16 protein-coding genes are annotated in these 14,837 nt (G+C 59.3%); 11 read left to right on the plus strand and 5 right to left on the minus strand.

Annotated features, from left to right (window positions below):
* Window positions 1-73: 73 nt before the first annotated feature.
* Window positions 74-1,021 carry an alpha/beta hydrolase gene (locus PMI27_RS12375; protein ID WP_008150483.1) on the plus strand — a complete coding sequence of 316 codons (948 nt, stop codon included), beginning with the start codon at window positions 74-76 and terminating at the stop codon, window positions 1,019-1,021.
* Between the two features lie 128 nt (window positions 1,022-1,149).
* Here PMI27_RS12375 and PMI27_RS12370 read toward each other — a convergent pair whose 3' ends face one another.
* A complete protein-coding gene (locus PMI27_RS12370) occupies window positions 1,150-1,902 on the minus strand; it encodes a DUF2059 domain-containing protein (RefSeq protein ID WP_008150486.1) in 753 nt (250 codons plus the stop codon).
* A 108-nt stretch (window positions 1,903-2,010) separates the two neighbouring features.
* Between PMI27_RS12370 and PMI27_RS12365 the strand changes: the two genes are divergently transcribed.
* Together PMI27_RS12365 and PMI27_RS12360 are read left to right on the plus strand one after the other, a co-directional pair.
* A complete protein-coding gene (locus PMI27_RS12365) occupies window positions 2,011-2,643 on the plus strand; it encodes a 2OG-Fe(II) oxygenase (protein ID WP_008150487.1) in 633 nt (210 codons plus the stop codon).
* 2 nt (window positions 2,644-2,645) lie between these two features.
* The gene (locus PMI27_RS12360) at window positions 2,646-3,131 is read left to right on the plus strand and encodes a DUF523 domain-containing protein (protein ID WP_008150488.1); all 486 of its coding nucleotides are present in this window, start codon (window positions 2,646-2,648) and stop codon (window positions 3,129-3,131) included.
* Window positions 3,132-3,273: 142 nt separating this feature from the next.
* Here the strand turns inward: PMI27_RS12360 and PMI27_RS12355 are convergent, their stop codons facing one another.
* Window positions 3,274-3,858 (minus strand): transporter substrate-binding domain-containing protein, encoded by a 585-nt coding sequence (locus tag PMI27_RS12355; RefSeq protein WP_008150495.1) that lies wholly within the window; start codon window positions 3,856-3,858, stop codon window positions 3,274-3,276.
* Window positions 3,859-3,991: 133 nt separating this feature from the next.
* Here PMI27_RS12355 and PMI27_RS12350 point away from each other — a divergent pair, with 133 nt between their 5' ends.
* On the plus strand, window positions 3,992-4,417 hold the full coding sequence (locus PMI27_RS12350; RefSeq protein ID WP_008150497.1) for a DUF4399 domain-containing protein: 426 nt from the start codon (window positions 3,992-3,994) through the stop codon (window positions 4,415-4,417).
* A 63-nt stretch (window positions 4,418-4,480) separates the two neighbouring features.
* Here PMI27_RS12350 and serA read toward each other — a convergent pair whose 3' ends face one another.
* Complete coding sequence (gene serA, locus PMI27_RS12345; protein WP_008150498.1) at window positions 4,481-5,710, minus strand: phosphoglycerate dehydrogenase; 1,230 nt, start codon at window positions 5,708-5,710, stop codon at window positions 4,481-4,483.
* Window positions 5,711-6,072: 362 nt separating this feature from the next.
* Here serA and PMI27_RS12340 point away from each other — a divergent pair, with 362 nt between their 5' ends.
* From PMI27_RS12340 to PMI27_RS12325, 4 genes are all read left to right on the plus strand, one after another.
* On the plus strand, window positions 6,073-7,467 hold the full coding sequence (locus PMI27_RS12340) for an FAD-binding oxidoreductase (RefSeq protein WP_033053391.1): 1,395 nt from the start codon (window positions 6,073-6,075) through the stop codon (window positions 7,465-7,467).
* A gap of 36 nt (window positions 7,468-7,503) precedes the next feature.
* The gene (locus tag PMI27_RS12335; protein ID WP_008150500.1) at window positions 7,504-8,169 is read left to right on the plus strand and encodes a fumarylacetoacetate hydrolase family protein; all 666 of its coding nucleotides are present in this window, start codon (window positions 7,504-7,506) and stop codon (window positions 8,167-8,169) included.
* 243 nt (window positions 8,170-8,412) lie between these two features.
* On the plus strand, window positions 8,413-9,345 hold the full coding sequence (locus PMI27_RS12330; protein WP_008150501.1) for an SdiA-regulated domain-containing protein: 933 nt from the start codon (window positions 8,413-8,415) through the stop codon (window positions 9,343-9,345).
* A gap of 66 nt (window positions 9,346-9,411) precedes the next feature.
* Complete coding sequence (locus PMI27_RS12325) at window positions 9,412-10,329, plus strand: SdiA-regulated domain-containing protein (RefSeq protein ID WP_008150503.1); 918 nt, start codon at window positions 9,412-9,414, stop codon at window positions 10,327-10,329.
* 128 nt (window positions 10,330-10,457) lie between these two features.
* Here the strand turns inward: PMI27_RS12325 and rpiA are convergent, their stop codons facing one another.
* Window positions 10,458-11,132 carry a ribose-5-phosphate isomerase RpiA gene (rpiA, locus tag PMI27_RS12320; RefSeq protein WP_008150505.1) on the minus strand — a complete coding sequence of 225 codons (675 nt, stop codon included), beginning with the start codon at window positions 11,130-11,132 and terminating at the stop codon, window positions 10,458-10,460.
* 324 nt (window positions 11,133-11,456) lie between these two features.
* Between rpiA and ilvA the strand changes: the two genes are divergently transcribed.
* Together ilvA and PMI27_RS12310 are read left to right on the plus strand one after the other, a co-directional pair.
* Window positions 11,457-12,971 carry a threonine ammonia-lyase, biosynthetic gene (gene ilvA, locus PMI27_RS12315; protein WP_008150508.1) on the plus strand — a complete coding sequence of 505 codons (1,515 nt, stop codon included), beginning with the start codon at window positions 11,457-11,459 and terminating at the stop codon, window positions 12,969-12,971.
* Between the two features lie 39 nt (window positions 12,972-13,010).
* Window positions 13,011-13,439 carry a DUF2269 domain-containing protein gene (locus PMI27_RS12310; RefSeq protein ID WP_008150510.1) on the plus strand — a complete coding sequence of 143 codons (429 nt, stop codon included), beginning with the start codon at window positions 13,011-13,013 and terminating at the stop codon, window positions 13,437-13,439.
* A gap of 102 nt (window positions 13,440-13,541) precedes the next feature.
* On the opposite strand, the gene PMI27_RS12305 is transcribed toward PMI27_RS12310, so the two are convergent.
* Complete coding sequence (locus PMI27_RS12305) at window positions 13,542-14,198, minus strand: HAD family hydrolase (protein ID WP_008150513.1); 657 nt, start codon at window positions 14,196-14,198, stop codon at window positions 13,542-13,544.
* 143 nt (window positions 14,199-14,341) lie between these two features.
* On the opposite strand from PMI27_RS12305, the gene PMI27_RS12300 reads away from it, so the two are divergent.
* Window positions 14,342-14,821 carry an RNA pyrophosphohydrolase gene (locus PMI27_RS12300; protein ID WP_008150514.1) on the plus strand — a complete coding sequence of 160 codons (480 nt, stop codon included), beginning with the start codon at window positions 14,342-14,344 and terminating at the stop codon, window positions 14,819-14,821.
* Window positions 14,822-14,837: the final 16 nt, after the last annotated feature.

Here is a 14,837-nt window from a genome sequence, read left to right on the forward strand (position 1 = left end):
TAGCTTGCCATGCTTGCCCCAACAGATGAATATCGCAGGCCCATAAAGTCCGTTTCGTGTTCTGGAATTGCTCATGTCTGCCACTTTCGACCCCGATCACCTGCGTGCCAGCCTGCGGCCGCTGGCCGACTGGCAGCCGCTGTCGGAGGAAGCGCTGGCTTACCAGCATTTCTACGGGCTGGATTTTGCGGGGCGCAACGTGCGCAGTGGCCTTGGGCGTTTCGCGGTCGATGGTTATGACGTGGTCAGCCAGGTCTGGTGGCCCGAGCGGACGAAGGCGACGCTGTTTTTGTTCCACGGTTTTTACGATCACACCGGGCTTTACCGGCATGTGATCGAGTGGGCGCTGGATCAGAATTTTGCGGTGATTGCCTGCGACCTGCCGGGGCACGGACTGTCTAGCGGCGAACGGGCCAGCATCAAGGATTTCACCGAGTATCAGGACACGCTGCAAGGGTTGTTCGCCGAGGCGCAATCCCTCGATCTGCCGCAGCCGTGGCACTTGTGCGGGCAAAGCACGGGCGGCGCGATCGTGATTGATCATGTGCTCAATCAGGGCGCCAGCAGTCCGGCCCAGGGCCAGGTCATCTTACTGTCGCCGTTGGTAAGGCCGCGGGCCTGGGGCTGGTCGCAACTCAGCTATTACCTGCTCAAGCCTTTCGTCAAAGCCATCGCCCGGCGCTTCAGCGAGAACTCCAACGACCCTGATTTTCTGCCCTTCCTGCAAGCCGATCCGTTGCAGCCGCTCCGTTTGCCGACCGCCTGGGTCGGTGCGTTGGCGCGCTGGATCAAGCGCATCGAAGCAGCACCGTACAGCATGCGGCGACCGCTGATTGTGCAGGGGCAAGCGGACATGACCGTGGATTGGGAGCATAACCTTGAAGTGTTGCGGGGCAAGTTCGATCGGCCGCAGGTGCTGATGTTGCCTGAGGCGCGGCATCACCTGGCGAATGAAACGCTGGCGTTGCGGCGGGAGTATTTCGGGTTTTTGACCAAGCGGATCAAAGGCCGGAATCTTTAGCGGTCGTCAGGGCCTCATCGCGAGCAAGCTTTGCTCCTACGGATTTGGGTCGTTCGCAAAAATGGCGGTCCCCACTGATCCGTAGGAGCAAAGTTTGCTCGCGATAGCGATCTATAAGGCACCGAAGATTACTGGCGAAGACTTGAAGTGTCCTGCCCCACCGCCAACCCCGCGCGAATCGCCGCCAAGGCTGCCTGGTAATAAGCCTTGCCCTCGGTGGACTCGGCGAAGGTCGCGAACTCTTCCAGTTCTTCATCCGACAGGTCGCGATAGACATACAACAGCGTGTTGTTCAGGTCGCTGCCGATCTGGTCCATCAACCGCTGCCGCTGACCGTTCAACATGCCTTGAGCCTGACCACCGCCGAGCAGGCCGGGGATCATCGAACTGAGGCTGTCGGCCGCGACGCCGGCAATTGCCAGGCTGACTTCAGCGCCGGCTTCGCGAGCGGGCAAGGCCTGGGCCAGATGGCCGATGATCAGCATGCGGCTGTCGCTGGCCTGCACCTTGGGTAAACCCTTGGCGTTTTTTGCCAGCTGATCGCGACGGGTCGCGAGCAATTCGGCGGCCACGATTTTTTTGCCAAGGGGTGACTGAAAGAATGTCAGCGCAGGTTTCGGATCGGCGAGGGTCTTGCGCAATTGCGCTTCGGCGCGCTGGTCCACGGCCTGGGGGGCAAAGCGCTGATTGCTGTTATTCACCAGCGCCTGGAACACTGCCGGCGGCAGGCTGTTCTGGTACCGCTGCTGAGCCGCCGAGAGAGCGTCGTTGAAATGCGCGCGTTGTTCTGGCCAACCGGCGACCTTGTACAACTGGTCGTGGCCGTCTGCCCAAGCGGGCAATACACAGAACATCAACAGTGAAAAAAGCAAACGGCGCATAGGGACTCCTGTCAGCAGGCGACTATTCTCCGTGTGGCATTCGTCCTTGTCGAGAATTCGTATCAACCCGCTGCGCGGCTCTGTCGGATTTTCAGGCACAGGAATACTATGCGCGGCATGCGAATACCCTCTGATCACCCGCTGCTGTTACGTATCGTCGACGACCTGGCCGAACACGGCTGGTCGCAGCAGAATATTTTCCTTCCTCTGGGTCTGACCCGGGAACTGGCGGCTGAGTGCCGCAAACGTGCTGCCGAGGGCGAATTGGCCCCGGCCGCCGTAGGGCGCGGGTCGACATCCGGGATTCGCGAGGGGATTCGCGGCGACCATATCCAGTGGATCGAGCCCGGCCAGGCGTTGGCGTGCGATAGCTATCTGGATTTGATGGACAGCCTGCGCGAGGCGATGAATCGCGGTTTGTTTTTGGGCCTGGAAGATTTCGAAAGCCATTTCGCGCTGTACCCGCCGGGCGCGTTCTACCTCAGGCATGTCGACCGTTTCCGCGACGACGACCGGCGCATGGTGTCGGCGGTGGTCTATCTCAACGATGCCTGGCTGCCCGAGCACGGCGGGCAGTTGCGCATGTACCTGGATGAAAGCGTCGAACATGATGTAGTGCCTGCCGGCGGATGCCTGGTGGTGTTCCTGTCGGGTGAAGTGCCCCATGAAGTCCTGCCCGCGACCCGCGAACGCCTGTCGTTGACCGGCTGGTTCCGGCGTCGTGGTAACGAGCCGTTCTGATCATGCAAAAAATTCTGGTTAGCCGCTGTCTGCTGGGCCACCGCGTACGTTATGACGGCGGGGCCAGTGGACCTTTCGATCAGCTTCAGCAGTGGCTTGATGAAGGTCGGGTGGTGCCGTTGTGTCCAGAGGTGGCCGGCGGGTTGCCGACGCCAAGGGCAGCGGCAGAGATTCCGGGCGGGCAGGGTAGTGAAGTGCTTGATGGCCACGCCTCAGTAATCACCACCGAGGGCGAGGACGTCAGCGCCGAGTTTCTTTCGGGGGCTTATCAGGCGCTGGAACTGGTGCAAAAGCACGGCATCCGCATTGCCGTGCTCAAGGCCAACAGCCCGTCTTGCGGGAATCTGTTGACCTATGACGGGACGTTCAGTGGGGTGAAGGTGAGTGGCGAAGGCGTGACTGCCGCATTGCTCAAGCGCCATGGCGTGCAAGTCTTCAGTGAGCTCGAGTTGCCGCTGGCCGCACAGGCCCTGGCAACCCTGAACTAACGCCCTACACAAAACCACTGTAGGAGCTGAGCTTGCTCGCGATGGCGACCTAACATTCAACATCAATGTTGGCTGGTATGGCCCCATCGCGAGCAAGCTCAGCTCCCACAGGTTTATCTTTCACTTCAGATCTCCAGCGATTTCAGGGCTTGGGCGCCACACTCGCATCCGCTCCCAACCACTTCTGCTCCAGTGCCTCCAGTCGCCCATCCGCCTTGATCCGCTGCAGCGCGTTTTCCAGGCTGGCATGAAACGCCGGGTTACCTTTCTGAAACGGAATCGCCAGGCTCACTGCCGGGCCAGTCTTCGGCTTCTCTTGCGTCAGCGACTGCACCAGCAGAATCGAACGAGGCTCTTCCTTCTGCGCGATCAATTGCGCATTAGTGCGAATGTAAGGTTCGCTGAAATCGAAACGATCCTTGAGGTCCGGGGTCTCTGCTATGTGGTTGATGGCGATGTCGTATTTACCGCTTTCGACACCGGTCAACAGGTCGTCGGCATCGGTAATGACGAAGTCTGCCCGCACATCCAGTTCGTTGGCCAGCAGTTGCCCCAACTCGACTTCGAAGCCCGAGAGTTGGCCGTCTTCCTTGAAATTGAAGCGCGGTGTATTAGCCTCAAGGGCAATACGCAATTCGCCTCGGTCGTTTACATCGTCAATCAGTTCGGCATGAGCCAAAGGGCTCAGAAGGGGTAGCAGGCAGATCAGGCCAGGCAGAAAACGCATGGTCACTCCTTGAATTCATTATCGCGACGCTCTGTTCAGGCTCGCTTTGCTATGGTTGTCGAGAGCCTTCGACAACGAATGGCCGTGAAGTTGTCATGGCCACGCGGATTTTACGAAAAAACTGGAGAAGAGAATGAAAACCTTTATGTCACGAGCAGCATTGGCTGGCCTGTTGATGGGGGCTTCGATGCTGGCAACGGCGGCTACACCGGCTCCCAAAGGTGCAGAAGTGTCCATCGTTTCTCCTGCAGACGGAGCCACGGTACCGCAAACCGTCGTCGTCAAGTTCGCTGTCGAGAACATTGCGCTGGCGCCAGCGGGCGATGTCACCAAGAACACCGGCCATCACCACCTGCTGATCGATGTCGACAAACTGCCGGCCGCCGGTGCGCCGATCCCCAACGATGCCAACCACCTGCACTTCGGCAAGGCGCAGACCCAGGCAGAAATCAAGCTGACGCCGGGCAAACACACCTTGCAGCTGGAACTGGGCGATAGCGGCCACATGCCGTTCGATCCGCCGATCGTGTCGGAAAAAATCACGGTCAACGTTAAGTAGCGTTAGTCGCGCCCATGAAAAAGGAGACCCGAAGGTCTCCTTTTTTTGTCACTCAAGTCACTATCAGAACAACACGCGGCAACGAATGGTGCCGTTGATGTGCTGCAGCTTCTCTTGCGCCATTTCCGAGTACTCGGCGTCGACGTCGATCACGACGTAGCCGACTTTCTCGTTGGTCTGCAGGAACTGACCGGAAATGTTGATACCGTTTTCGGCGAAGACCTTGTTGATCTCGCTCATCACACCCGGAATGTTTTCGTGGATGTGCAGCAGACGGTGCTTGCCAGGGTGAGCCGGCAGGGCCACTTCCGGGAAGTTCACCGACGATACCGAGGTACCGTTGTCGCTGTACTTGACCAGTTTTTCAGCCACTTCCAGACCGATGTTGGCTTGCGCTTCAGCGGTGGAACCGCCGATGTGCGGAGTCAGGATCACGTTGTCCAGGCCACGCAGCGGGCTTTCGAACTCTTCTTCGTTGGAGCGTGGCTCCACCGGGAAGACGTCGATGGCCGCGCCGATCAGGTGCTTGTCCTTGATCGCGTCCGCCAGCGCTTGCAGTTCAACTACAGTGCCGCGAGCCGCGTTGATCAGGATGCCGCCCTTCTTGATCGCACGGATTTCTTTCTCGCCGATCATCCACTGGGTCGCAGCGGTTTCCGGAACGTGCAGGGTGACGATGTCGGACATGCCCAGCAGCTCGGTCAGGTTACCGACCTGAGTCGCGTTGCCCAAAGGCAGCTTGGTCACGGTGTCGTAGAAGTACACCTGCATGCCCAGGCCTTCCGCCAGGACCGACAGTTGAGTACCGATCGAGCCATAACCGACGATGCCGAGCTTCTTGCCACGGATCTCGAAGGAGTTGGCAGCGCTCTTGATCCAGCCGCCACGGTGGCAGGAAGCGTTCTTCTCAGGGATGCCGCGCAGCAACAGGATCGCTTCGGCCAGCACCAGCTCGGCAACGGAGCGAGTGTTGGAGTACGGAGCGTTGAACACTGCGATGCCGCGTTCGCGGGCAGCATTAAGGTCAACCTGGTTGGTGCCGATGCAGAAACAGCCGACAGCGACCAGTTTCTTCGCGTGATCGAAGATCTCTTCGGTCAGTTGAGTGCGCGAGCGAATGCCGATGAAGTGCGCATCAGCGATCTTTTCCTTCAGCTGGGCTTCCGGCAGAGAACCTGTGAGGTACTCGATGCTGGTGTAGCCCGCCGACTTGAGGACGTCGACAGCCGATTGGTGGACGCCTTCGAGAAGAAGGAACTTGATCTTGCTCTTATCGAGAGAAGTCTTGCTCATCTGCGTAAACCTGTATCCCGGAGAAAAATGGCAGGAATGGTCAGAGTGCCCTGCCTTATACGTACTGTTCCTTTTTGACGGCGTCTGTTGCCGTCATGCTGCGTTGCCGCTCCTCCCCATAGCGAGCTATGACTCGTCGCGGCGCCTTGCTTGACGGCAACAGCCACTCGTCAAAAGAGGAACGTACGTATAAGGCAGGGCACAGAACGCTGACCCCGACGGCAAGAAAGCCGTCGCCACAGAATAGCCGTTGGGCACTATCCTGCGGGGTCGGTATGCTAGCATATGCACCCCGCTAAACACTCATTCCTGCGACGTGAAGCGTTCTCAGGATGACCATGAATTGTTCGAGAGTTCTGTCGATGACCAATCCTGCCCTGATTGAAGAGCTGAAGACCCTGGTTGAGCCTGGCAAGGTGCTGACCGATGCCGACTCCCTGAATGCTTACGGTAAGGATTGGACCAAGCATTTCGCCCCGGCCCCGACCGCCATCGTGTTCCCCAAGACCACTGAGCAGGTCCAGGCCATTGTCCGTTGGGCCAATGAGCACAAAGTTGCGCTGGTGCCGTCCGGTGGTCGCACCGGGCTGTCCGCCGCTGCCGTGGCTGCCAATGGCGAAGTCGTTGTGTCCTTCGACTACATGAACCAGATCCTCGACGTGAACATGACCGACCGCACTGCGGTCTGCCAGCCGGGTGTGGTCACCGAACACCTGCAGAACGTCGCCGAAGATAAAGGCCTGTACTATCCGGTGGATTTTGCTTCGGCAGGTTCGAGCCAGATTGGCGGCAATATCGGCACCAATGCCGGCGGGATCAAGGTGATTCGCTACGGCATGACCCGTAACTGGGTCGCTGGCATGAAAGTGGTCACCGGCAAAGGTGATCTGCTGGAACTGAACAAAGACCTGATCAAGAACGCCACCGGTTACGATCTGCGTCAGCTGTTCATCGGCGCCGAAGGCACCCTCGGTTTTGTGGTCGAAGCCACCATGCGTCTGGACCGCGCGCCGAAAAACCTCACCGCCATGGTCCTCGGCACTGCCGATTTCGACTCGATCATGCCGGTGCTGCACGCGTTCCAGAGCAAGCTCGACCTGACCGCCTTCGAGTTCTTCTCCGATAAAGCCTTGGCCAAGGTCATGGGCCGGGGCGATGTACCCGCGCCATTCGAAACAGATTGCCCGTTCTACGCGCTGCTGGAATTCGAAGCGACCACCGAAGAAGTGGCCAACCACGCCCTGGAAACCTTCGAGCACTGCGTTGAGCAGGGCTGGGTGCTGGACGGCGTGATGAGCCAGAGCGAAACCCAGCTGCAGAACCTCTGGAAGCTGCGCGAATACATCTCCGAGACCATTTCCCACTGGACGCCGTACAAGAACGACATTTCGGTCACCGTGTCGAAAGTGCCGGCGTTCCTGAAGGAAATCGATGCGATCGTCGGCGAACACTACCCGGATTTCGAAATCGTCTGGTTCGGCCACATCGGCGACGGCAACCTGCACTTGAACATCCTCAAGCCGGAAAACCTGAGCAAGGACGAGTTCTTCGCCAAGTGCGCGACCGTCAACAAGTGGGTGTTCGAAACCGTCGAGAAGTACAACGGTTCGATTTCCGCCGAACACGGCGTGGGCATGACCAAGCGTGATTACTTGACCTACAGCCGCTCGCCGGTCGAGATCGAGTACATGAAAGCGGTTAAAGCGGTGTTCGATCCGAACGGCATCATGAACCCGGGCAAGATCTTCGCTGTTTGATTTTCGAACGTTCAGAGCACGAATAAGGAGTCGGTAATGAGCTATCAGCACCAGTATGTCGACGGTACGCGTATTCACTTCCCGCTGGGGAAAGTGGTGTGCATTGGCCGTAACTACGCCGAACACGCCAAGGAACTGGACAACCCGGTGCCTACAGAACCGCTGCTGTTCATCAAGCCGGGCAGCTGCGTCGTGCCGCTGGAAGGTGGTTTCAGCATTCCGACCGAGCGTGGTTCGGTGCATTACGAAGCGGAAATCGCGGTGTTGATCGGCAAACCTTTGTCGACCAAACCGAGCCGTGAAGAAGTGCTCGATGCTATCTCCGGCTTCGCCCCGGCCCTGGACCTGACCCTGCGCGACAAGCAGGCCGAGCTGAAAGCCAAGGGCCTGCCGTGGGAAATCGCCAAGTCCTTTGACGGCGCGGCGGTGATTGCGCCATTCGTGTCCGGCAGCACATTCGCTGACCTGACCGACATCGGCATCCGCCTGACCATCAACGGCGAAGTGCGCCAGGACGGCAACAGCAGCGCGATGCTCAACCCGATCGTGCCGATGATCCAGCACATGGCCGGCTGCTTCTCGCTGCAGGCCGGTGATGTGATCCTGACGGGTACGCCGGTTGGCGTTGGCCCGCTGAATGTCGGTGACGAACTGGTGCTGGAATTGCCGGGCGTCAGCAGCTTCACCAGCAGCGTGCGCTGATCCGCAAGCGCTGATTCCCTTGTAGGAGCATGGCTTGCCCGCGATAGCGGTGTATCTGACACACCGAGTCATCGTTCATCGCGAGCAAGCTTTGCTCCTACAGGTTGGGGTGCCCGCAAAGGGCAATCCCGCCATTTCCCGTTTTTTTCACATCTCGTCCGGATAATTCCGGGACTTGCGGCGTCTTAGCCGGTCCCAATTGTGCTATTACCCTTAGCCTGAATTTCTGGAACGCATCCCTCAATGCTTACCCAACAACCACTGCCCAAGCTTAAAACTGCCCGCCGTTCGCGCTTTGTCATGCGTTGGTATTCCTGGCTTTTGCTGGTGGCCGCCGCCGCGTATGGCCTCGCGTTTGCGATGCACTGGGATGACCGTGGTGTGCTTTGGGTGCGGGAGCGTTTCGAAAGCCCCGCCGAACGTCAGCAGAGCATCTGGCTGCCGGATTACCGGGCAGTGATCGATGCCAAGGTGCTGCCGGGCATGGAGAAGGACGAAGCGTCGGACCTGGCCTACGACCCTCAAACCAAAACCCTGTTCTCGGTCATGGGCAAGCACCCGTTCCTCGTCGAGCTGACACTGCAGGGCGACGTGCTGCGCAAAATGCCGCTGGTGGGCTGGAGCAATCCTGAAGGCGTGACCGTGATGGGCAACGGTCTGCTGGCGATCGTTGATGAGCGCGACCACATGCTCTCCATCGTCAAGGTTGACGCCGACACCCGCGAGCTGAACATCGCCAACTTTCCGAAATACGACCTCGGCCCTTCGAAAGACCAGAACAAGGCGTTCGAAGCCATTGTCTGGGATTCGCGCAATCAGCAAATGTTGCTGGGTGAAGAGCGTCCACCGGCGTTGTTCACCTGGAAAAGCAAGGATGGCCAGACACTCACCGGCGACAAGCAGAAACTCGCCAGTGACGAACTGGACATCCGCAACCTCTCGGCCCTGGCCATCGACCCTCGCACCGGTCACACCCTGGTGCTGTCTGCCGACTCCCACTTGTTGCTGGAGCTGGACGAGAAGGGCGAGCAGGTCAGCTTCATGACCTTGCTGGGCGGCTTCAATGGTTTGAAGAAGACCATTCCTCGCGCCGAAGGCGTGACCATGGACGAGGCGGGCACGCTGTACCTGGTGAGCGAGCCGAACCTGTTCTACCGCTTCGAAAAGCAACGGTAGCCATTAAGCTTCAATTCAGACTGCCGTGGTATTTCATCCGCCCGTCCTGATTCCGAACTTGCCCGAATGCGCCGACTTGCCCGCTCCAAATCCCTGATTCTGATCCTGTCGGTCATTGCGTTGATCGCGCTGGTTGCGGCCGGCCAGAACCTGCGCCTGTTCGAGCGCGCCTGGTTCAATCTGAACACCCTTTGGCAGCCAGAGAACGGTCAGTCCATCGCTCTGGATCAGTACCAGGTAGCGGTTGAGGCGCGAGTCATTGTTGGGCTGGAGGACGATGTTTCGGCGCTGACCTTCGATCCGGTGCGCAAAAGCCTGTTCACCGTCACCAACAAAAACTCAGAGCTGATCGAACTGTCGCTGGACGGCCAGATTATTCGACGCATTGCGTTGATCGGGTTTGGCGATCCGGAAGCCGTGGAATTCATCAGCGCCGACACCTACGTGATCACTGACGAGCGCGAGCAGCGGCTGATCAAGATTCATCTGGAGAACGGCACAACGTTCCTCGACGCCGCAGATGCCGAGCAGATGACCCTTGGCGTGCACATGAGCGGCAACAAGGGCTTCGAAGGCCTGGCTTACGACTCGGTGGGCAAGCGGTTGTTTGTCGCCAAGGAACGCGACCCGATGCTGATCTACGAAGTGCAGGGCTTTCCCCATTACAACCCGGAAAAATCCTACGCGGTGCACGTAGTAAACAACCCCAAGCGCGATGCCGGGATGTTCGTGACGGACCTGTCGAGCCTGCAGTACGACGAGCGCAGCGGCCATCTGTTGGCGTTGTCGGATGAGTCGCGGCTGATTCTGGAACTCGATGTGGACGGTCGACCGCTGAGTACCCTGTCATTGAGCAAAGGGCGTCAGGGGCTGCAGAAGACGGTGCCGCAAGCGGAAGGGATCGCCATGGATGACGACGGTACGATGTACCTGGTGAGCGAGCCGAACCTGTTCTACGTCTTTAAAAAACCAGCACAACCCTGACCAACACCCCAAATCTACTGTGGGAGCGAGCCTGCTCGCGATGAGGCCGTGTCAGTCGATCGAGATGTCGACTGACAGACCGCTATCGCGAGCAGGCTCACTCCCACATGGTTTATCTGCGTGTCGGATTACTTCGCGCGCAGGGTTTTCACGCCTTCGCTGGTGCCCAGCAGCAGCAAATCCGCTGGACGTGCCGCGAACAAACCGTTGGTGACCACGCCGACGATCGCATTGATCTGCGTCTCCAGCTCCACCGGGTTGGTGATCTGCATGTTGAACACGTCGAGGATGATGTTGCCGTTGTCGGTCAGCACGCCTTCGCGGTAGACCGGGTCGCCGCCGAGCTTCACCAGCTCGCGGGCCACATGGCTGCGGGCCATCGGGATCACTTCCACCGGCAGCGGGAACGCACCGAGCACCGGCACCAGTTTGCTGCCGTCGGCGATGCAGATGAAGGTCTTGGCCACAGCCGCCACAATCTTCTCGCGGGTCAGGGCTGCACCGCCGCCCTTGATCAGGTTCAGGTGCTCGTCGCTTTCATCGGCGCCGTCGACGTAGAACTCCAGGTCGCTGACCGTGTTCAGCTCATACACCGGAATGCCGTGACCCTTGAGGCGGGCAGCGGTAGCTTCGGAACTGGCGACCGCGCCGTCGAACGCGCCTTTGTGCTTGGCCAGTGCATCGATGAAGCAGTTGGCGGTGGAGCCGGTGCCGACCCCGACGATGCTCTTGTCGTCGAGTTTCGGGAGGATGAAGTCGACGGCGGCCTGAGCCACTGCCTGTTTGAGTTGATCCTGGGTCATGCGGGCTCCGAGGTGCCGAAGAAGGGACGAAAGGCCGGCATTATAGGCCCCGCGCCGGGGAAGGTCATTGCCCGATTGGCTGAAGGATCACACGGCCCCTGTGGCGAGGGGGCTTGCCCCCGTTGGAGTGCGAAGCGCTCCCCTGCATTCCCCCAGACACACCGCGTTCTCAGGTTTTACGACGGCTGCGCCGCCGAACGGGGATAAATCCCCTCGCCACAATGGATCTACAGTCACCTAAAACCTCTTGATTCGTGTGGTCGCCCAGCCGAAAGCCGGGTTAGACTCCTTGGCCCTGCCCAACCCGCTCAGTGATGCTTTCCGATGCTCGAACAGTACGTCAAAAAGATCCTCACCTCGCGCGTTTATGACGTTGCCGTAGAAACCCCATTGCAGACTGCCCGCCAGCTCTCCGAGCGGCTGGGCAACAGTATTTGGCTCAAGCGCGAAGACTTGCAGCCGGTGTTCTCGTTCAAGATTCGTGGCGCCTATAACAAGCTGACTCAGCTTTCCGACGAAGAGCGCGCTCGCGGCGTGGTCACCGCTTCCGCGGGCAACCACGCACAAGGCCTGGCCCTGGCGGCGAAAGTGTTGGGCGTGAAAGCGACCATCGTGATGCCCAAGACCACCCCGGAAATCAAAGTCGAAGGCGTGCGTTCACGCGGCGGCAAAGTGGTGCTGCACGGGGATTCGTTCCCGGAAGCCCTGGCCTACTCGCTGAAACTGGTCGACGAAAAAGGCTACGTCTACATCCACCCTTACGACGATCCCCACACCATTGCCGGGCAGGGCACGGTGGCAATGGAGATTCTGCGCCAGCACCCTGGCCGTCTGGACGCGATCTTCGTCCCGGTGGGTGGTGGCGGATTGATCGCCGGGATCGCGGCGTACGTGAAGTACCTGCGACCTGAAATCAAAATCATCGGTGTCGAGCCGGACGACTCCAACTGCCTGCAAGCCGCCATGGCCGCTGGCGAACGCGTGATCCTGCCGACCGTGGGCCTCTTCGCCGACGGCGTCGCTGTGGCGCAGATTGGTCAGCACACGTTCGACATCTGCAAAGATTATGTCGATGAAGTGATCACCGTCAGCACCGATGAAATCTGCGCGGCGATCAAGGACATCTACGACGATACCCGCTCGATCACCGAACCTGCCGGCGCCTTGGGCGTGGCCGGGATCAAGAAGTACGTCGAGCAACGCGGCGTCACCGGGCATACCTTCGTGGCCATCGACTCGGGCGCCAACGTCAACTTCGACCGCCTGCGCCACGTCGCCGAGCGTGCTGAGCTGGGCGAGGGCCGCGAAGCGATTATCGCCGTGACGATTCCCGAGAAACCGGGCAGCTTCAAGGCGTTCTGCGAAGCCATCGGCAAGCGCCAGATCACCGAATTCAACTATCGCTACAACACCGGCAGCGAGGCGCACATCTTTGTTGGCGTGCAGACGCACCCGGAAAACGATCCGCGCAGTGCGCTGCTTGCCAGCCTGACGGAGCAGGGTTTCCCGGTGCTCGACCTGACCGACAACGAGTTGGCCAAGTTGCACATCCGTCACATGGTTGGCGGACGTGCGGCGCATGTGGTGGATGAAGTGATTCTGCGCTTTGAATTCCCGGAGCGTCCGGGCGCGCTGTTCAACTTCCTCAACAAGCTCGGTGGGCGCTGGAACATCTCGATGTTCCATTACCGCAACCACGGCGCGGCGGATGGTCGTGTGGTCGCGGGCCTGCAAGTGCCTCACGATGAACGCCATCTGGTGCCCGCAGCACTGGAAGAAATCGGCTACCCGTACTGGGACGAAAGCGACAACCCGGCCTATCAGCTGTTTCTCGGCTGAGCGGCTACGCTGATGGCCAGGCCATAAGGAAATCGAACAATGGAAACGTTAACCGCCCTGAAAGTCGCTCATATGGTGGCGACGGTGTTGCTGCTGGTCAGCGCACTGGGTCTGGCGATCTGGGTCTGGCGTACGCGCCGTAACGGCGACGCAACGGCTCATGCGCGCACGTTGCAGCGGCCGCGAGTGTTTATCTGGCTGGTAATGGGGCTGGCGCTGCTGAGCATGCCGTTTACCGGCTGGTGGATGGTGCATCTGGTGGGCTGGCCGCTGGGGCAGATCTGGTTGTTGGCTTCCAGTGTGCTTTACACCGTCGCGGCGTTGGGCTGGTTCTGGTTGCTGGTGCGGCTGAATCGGCTGCGTAAAGCGCCGGCAGCGGGCAATGGGAAATTTACCTTTGCCCTCGCACTATTTAGCCTCGTTTGTTTTATCGCGATTGCGGGGTTGATGGGCGCCAAGCCGGTTTAAGGTTTAAATCGAGTCGCCCCAATCGCGAGCAGGCTCGCTCCCACATTGGATTTGTGATCGACGCAAATCCCTGTGGGAGCGAGCCTGCTCGCGATGGCGATATCAGTCGCGCAACGAAATCACCGGCCAACCACGCTTCTCGGCTTCAGCGCGCAGATTTGGATCAGGATCGACCGCAACCGGATTGGCCACTTGCTCAAGCAGCGCCAAATCATTCATCGAGTCGCTGTAGAAATAGCTGTCCTCCAACGAATACCCGGTTTCTTCCAGCCAGCGATTCAACCGCGTCACCTTGCCTTCACGGAAGCACGGGACATCAGTGCTGCGCCCGGTGTAGCGGCCATCAGCCATTTCACATTCCGTGGCGATCAGGGTTTCGACGCCCAGACGCTGGGCAATCGGCCCGGTAACAAAACGGTTGGTCGCGGTGATGATCACCAGCTTGTCACCCGCCGCGCGGTGCTTGGCCAGCAGTTCGAGACCCTTGGGTAACACAATCGGCTCAATGCAATCGCGCATGTAATCCAGGTGCCATTGATCCAGCGTGGCCATCTCGGTGCGGCCGAGGACTTCCAGGCAGAAGTTCAGGTAGGCATCGTTATCCAGTTTGCCGGCCAGGTAATCCTGATAGAACTCGTCGTTGCGTGCCTTGTAGGCGACGGCGTCGAGGAAGCCGCGTTCGCACAGGTAATCGCCCCAGGCGTGGTCACTGTCACCGCCCAAGAGCGTGTTGTCCAAGTCGAATAAAGCCAGCCGCATTGCAGTTACTCGCTGAAAAGTCTGTAGAAAGGCGTCCAGAATACGGACTTTTCACAAGAGTGCACATAAGGTAGACCGGCTCGTTGCTGCTATCACAACCTTTGTGGAACAATGCGGCGACATGCGTTTGCGAGGTTGTTGCCGTGATCGACCCCGATGGTTTCCGCCCCAATGTCGGGATCATTCTCACGAATGATGCCGGACAGGTGCTATGGGCTCGCCGTATCAATCAAGATGCCTGGCAGTTTCCACAGGGCGGGATCAACCCCCAGGAGACGCCGGAAGACGCCTTGTACCGCGAGTTGAACGAAGAAGTGGGTCTTGAGCGCGAAGATGTTGAAATTCTCGCCTGCACCCGGGGCTGGTTGCGCTATCGTTTGCCGCAACGTCTGGTCCGCACGCACAGCCAACCGCTGTGCATCGGCCAGAAACAGAAATGGTTTCTCCTGCGCCTGGTCTCCAACGAGCAGCGGGTGCGGATGGATTTGACCGGTAAACCGGAATTCGATGGCTGGCGCTGGGTCAGCTATTGGTATCCGTTGGGCCAGGTGGTGACATTCAAGCGCGAAGTGTATCGACGCGCTCTCAAAGAGCTTGCCCCGCGCCTTTTATCGCGCGACTGACGACGGAGTTCGACCC

It is taken from the genome of Pseudomonas sp. GM41(2012) (assembly GCF_000282315.2).
GTDB lineage: Bacteria > Pseudomonadota > Gammaproteobacteria > Pseudomonadales > Pseudomonadaceae > Aquipseudomonas.

Bases quoted from the DNA above. Each gene is read 5' to 3' on its own strand.
- PMI27_RS12330 (WP_008150501.1), top strand. From the start codon at position 8,413: ATGCTTACCCAACAACCACTGCCCAAGCTTAAAACTGCCCGCCGTTCG.
- PMI27_RS12360 (WP_008150488.1), top strand. From the start codon at position 2,646: ATGCAAAAAATTCTGGTTAGCCGCTGTCTGCTGGGCCACCGCGTACGT.
- PMI27_RS12370 (WP_008150486.1), bottom strand. From the start codon at position 1,902: ATGCGCCGTTTGCTTTTTTCACTGTTGATGTTCTGTGTATTGCCCGCT.
- PMI27_RS12375 (WP_008150483.1), top strand. From the start codon at position 74: ATGTCTGCCACTTTCGACCCCGATCACCTGCGTGCCAGCCTGCGGCCG.
- PMI27_RS12305 (WP_008150513.1), bottom strand. From the start codon at position 14,198: ATGCGGCTGGCTTTATTCGACTTGGACAACACGCTCTTGGGCGGTGAC.
- PMI27_RS12340 (WP_033053391.1), top strand. From the start codon at position 6,073: ATGACCAATCCTGCCCTGATTGAAGAGCTGAAGACCCTGGTTGAGCCT.
- ilvA (WP_008150508.1), top strand. From the start codon at position 11,457: ATGCTCGAACAGTACGTCAAAAAGATCCTCACCTCGCGCGTTTATGAC.
- PMI27_RS12355 (WP_008150495.1), bottom strand. From the start codon at position 3,858: ATGCGTTTTCTGCCTGGCCTGATCTGCCTGCTACCCCTTCTGAGCCCT.
- serA (WP_008150498.1), bottom strand. From the start codon at position 5,710: ATGAGCAAGACTTCTCTCGATAAGAGCAAGATCAAGTTCCTTCTTCTC.
- PMI27_RS12310 (WP_008150510.1), top strand. From the start codon at position 13,011: ATGGAAACGTTAACCGCCCTGAAAGTCGCTCATATGGTGGCGACGGTG.
- PMI27_RS12335 (WP_008150500.1), top strand. From the start codon at position 7,504: ATGAGCTATCAGCACCAGTATGTCGACGGTACGCGTATTCACTTCCCG.
- PMI27_RS12325 (WP_008150503.1), top strand. From the start codon at position 9,412: ATGCGCCGACTTGCCCGCTCCAAATCCCTGATTCTGATCCTGTCGGTC.
- rpiA (WP_008150505.1), bottom strand. From the start codon at position 11,132: ATGACCCAGGATCAACTCAAACAGGCAGTGGCTCAGGCCGCCGTCGAC.
- PMI27_RS12350 (WP_008150497.1), top strand. From the start codon at position 3,992: ATGAAAACCTTTATGTCACGAGCAGCATTGGCTGGCCTGTTGATGGGG.
- PMI27_RS12365 (WP_008150487.1), top strand. From the start codon at position 2,011: ATGCGCGGCATGCGAATACCCTCTGATCACCCGCTGCTGTTACGTATC.